4 protein-coding genes and 2 tRNA genes are annotated in these 2,047 nt (G+C 37.0%); 1 reads left to right on the forward strand and 5 read right to left on the reverse strand.

Annotation, left to right across the window (positions count from 1 at the left end; translation table 11 throughout):
* The first annotated feature begins 59 nt into the window (after window positions 1-59).
* On the forward strand, window positions 60-260 hold the full coding sequence (locus tag J580_RS22605; protein WP_032004572.1) for a hypothetical protein: 201 nt from the start codon (window positions 60-62) through the stop codon (window positions 258-260).
* Between the two features lie 4 nt (window positions 261-264).
* Here the strand turns inward: J580_RS22605 and J580_RS22610 are convergent, their stop codons facing one another.
* From J580_RS22610 to J580_RS22630, 5 genes are all read right to left on the reverse strand, one after another.
* Window positions 265-708 (reverse strand): DUF2726 domain-containing protein, encoded by a 444-nt coding sequence (locus J580_RS22610; protein ID WP_032004574.1) that lies wholly within the window; start codon window positions 706-708, stop codon window positions 265-267.
* A 56-nt stretch (window positions 709-764) separates the two neighbouring features.
* Window positions 765-840: transfer RNA gene (locus tag J580_RS22615), tRNA-Asn, on the reverse strand.
* Window positions 841-848: 8 nt separating this feature from the next.
* A tRNA-Asn gene (locus J580_RS22620) sits at window positions 849-924 on the reverse strand.
* 146 nt (window positions 925-1,070) lie between these two features.
* A complete protein-coding gene (locus J580_RS22625; RefSeq protein ID WP_000208083.1) occupies window positions 1,071-1,697 on the reverse strand; it encodes a superoxide dismutase in 627 nt (208 codons plus the stop codon).
* 145 nt (window positions 1,698-1,842) lie between these two features.
* Window positions 1,843-2,047 (reverse strand): Nif3-like dinuclear metal center hexameric protein (locus tag J580_RS22630; protein ID WP_032006059.1); only part of this gene is annotated, 205 nt, incomplete at its 5' end.

The raw sequence follows: 2,047 nt of genomic DNA on the forward strand, positions 1-2,047 counted from the left end.
CTTTTTTTGTTATATTGTTACGCATTCTGAAGTTGATACTATTTGAGTTTGAAAAACTTATGAGCCAACAACCTGTTGAAAAAAAATCTGTTCCTTGGTTATTAATGGGGTTAGGTTTACTTATTCCTTTACTAATTATTGGAATACTTTTCTTGGCTGCAAAAAGTGATGCTAAGAATAAAAAACAATATGAACAGCAGCGTTTAGAGATGGCAAAAAGAATAGCTGAGAAAGAAGCTGCAAATTCTGAATCGAAATAGCTTGTTAATGAATATCCTTTTGTAATTGGCGTACAGTAGGAATATTTGTGTAACGCTTTACAAGGTAGCCTGCTTCAGTGAGCATTTGATCACGAATACGGTCTTCTTCTACTTTTTCAAGATGGGTAGGGTCATCTAGCTCAATGATGGCCATGACTTCCATCTTGTCGTTGAGCACGACAAAGTCAGTAACTTTACGATTGAACTGACTACGAATTTTATAGTCATTACTGGTAATTAAAGCGCTAAAAGCCACTTGTGTTAACACATGATAATTTGGAAAACTTTGTTTTAAACGTATAAACATTTGAGTTTCAAAGTTTGTAATGACAGGGCGAGCAAAGAATTTTTGTTTTGGAAATAAATAAGGGCGTAAACAAACAAGAAGAAAAATACAGGTGCTTACGCAACCTAAAACAATAAAAAATAAGTGACTCGATTCGAACATGTGAAGGCATCATACAAATAAAAACCCACTCATGATGAGTGGGTTTTTAAGAATCTTGGCTCTCCCACCTGGGCTCGAACCAGGGACCTGCGGATTAACAGTCCGTCGCTCTACCGACTGAGCTATGGGAGATTAGTAGATGGCTCTCCAACCTGGGCTCGAACCAGGGACCTGCGGATTAACAGTCCGTCGCTCTACCGACTGAGCTATTGGAGAATCTGATGCGCATTTTATGGATGAAATCTAAAAGCGTCAATAAGAATATTAAAGAAAATGAATCGTTTGCTTGATTAATATGCTTTTGCTGTATTAAAAATAAAAAAACCACCCAAAATAGGGTGGTTTTTCATAAAGAAATAAAATTATTTCTCTACACCAGCTGGTTGACCTGCAAGTTTTGCATTTGCATAGTCCCAGTTCACAAGGCTTTCTAAGAAAGTTGCGATGTATTTAGGACGTAAGTTACGGAAATCGATGTAGTAAGCATGTTCCCATACGTCAATTGTTAATACAGCAATTTGACCATGTGCAAGTGGAGTGTCTGCATTAGAAGTTTTAGTAATAGATAATTTACCGTTTACTTCATCAGCAACTAACCAAGCCCAACCTGAACCGAATTGAGTTGTTGCAGCAGCAGTAAATTCTTCTGCAAACTTTTCGTAACTACCAAAAGCTTCGTCAATTTTAGCAGCGATTGCGCCAGTAGGCTTACCACCACCATTTGGCTTCATGCTGTTCCAGTAGAAAGTATGATTCCAAACTTGAGCAGCATTGTTGAAAATACCAGCTTTAGATGCATCACCAGCAGTCGCTTTAATGATTTCTTCTAAAGTTTTACCTTCAAGGTCAGTCCCTTTGATTAAGTTGTTTAAGTTAACAACATAGGTATTGTGGTGTTTATCGTGATGGTATTCTAAAGTTTCTTTACTAATATGTGGCGCTAAATCATCATAGCCATATGGAAGTGCAGGTAAAGTAATGGTTGTCATGTTCCTATTCCTTGCATTTGCTGGGTTATACAATTAAGTGGCTCTATTGTAAATGATTCTGGTAACAATAGGGCATCGTTTTAAAGAACTATACACAATAAAGATCTAATTAATACGCATAACACAGATTGAAAAAAAGACTTAATTAAATCGGATTATTCAATTCAAAATATTCAGCTTCAATTGAAAACTGTTTTGAGATCGCTTGTGCCAAACGCTGAACTCCATAACGCTCAGTAGCATGGTGACCACAGGCGAAATAGTGAACCCCTAGCTCTTTTGCTTCATAAAAAGTTCGTTCACTGACTTCACCTGAAATGTAAGCATCACAATTTTGCAAAGCAGCTTTA

The sequence above is a fragment of the Acinetobacter sp. 1542444 genome (assembly GCF_000581835.1).
Taxonomy (GTDB): Bacteria; Pseudomonadota; Gammaproteobacteria; order Pseudomonadales; family Moraxellaceae; genus Acinetobacter; species Acinetobacter pittii.